This is a genomic window from Streptomyces sp. 8N706 (genome assembly GCF_052245415.1).
Lineage (GTDB): Bacteria > Actinomycetota > Actinomycetes > Streptomycetales > Streptomycetaceae > Streptomyces.
Map to the genome: position 1 here is coordinate 1 of NZ_JBQQBW010000256.1, position 794 is coordinate 794.

General features: G+C 75.6%; 1 pseudogene. It reads left to right on the top strand.

What is annotated here, in order from left to right:
• Positions 1-329: 329 nt before the first annotated feature.
• Positions 330-794 (top strand): annotated as a pseudogene (locus ACTWQE_RS34140) (primosome assembly protein PriA); the annotation flags it as partial.

Genomic DNA, 794 nt, shown 5'->3' on the forward strand with positions numbered 1-794 from the left:
GCCGTGGACCGTTGAAGCCGCCCGGGCGGAGGCGGCGGCACTCGGTCCGGACGGAGCCGCCGGTGGCTCCCGCCGGCGCCTGGCGGACGGCTCGGCGCGGGCGTGGGCCGGGGGCCGGGGGGTCTCGAGAGCACGTCCCGCGTCCTCGGTTTTTTGTCGAGGCCGCTGTACCTGGGCTCGGCCCCTTCCCGGCGTGGGTGTACCCCCTGCTTCCAGCCCATGGTGCCCTCGGGGCCGCGCACCGGTGAGGATTTCCCGTGCGCACCGGCGGTGCGGTCCTCGTTCCACAGCGTGCCCGGGTGTCAGCGGCGTCTGGTAGGACTGGGGCTGTGAGCAGCGAGAACGGGCAGCCGGAGCGGGATCCGGCCCAGCAGCCGCCCGCGGCGGAGCCGCAGGGCGGCGAGCAGCTCGCGCTCATTCGCGAGACCGTGCGCAAGGCCAAGGTGCCCCGGGCCAAGCCGCGTACCTGGCGGGGTGCCGCCCTGGCCGAGGAGCTGCCGGTCGCCCGGGTGCTGGTCGACAAGGGGTTGATCCATCTCGACCAGTTCTTCGACTACGCGGTCCCCGCCGCCATGGACGCCGAGGCCCGGCTCGGCGCGCGTGTCCGGGTCCGCTTCGGCGCCCGCGTCGTCAAGGGCCGCCGGGAGGGCGGAGAGCTCCACGACGGCTTCATCGTGGAGCGGCTGGCGGAGAGCGACTACCGCGGTCCACTGGCCCCCATCGCCCAGGTGCTCTCGCCCGAGCCGGTGCTGGGTCCGGGCCTGCTGGCGCTGTGCAGGGCGGTGGCCGCCCGG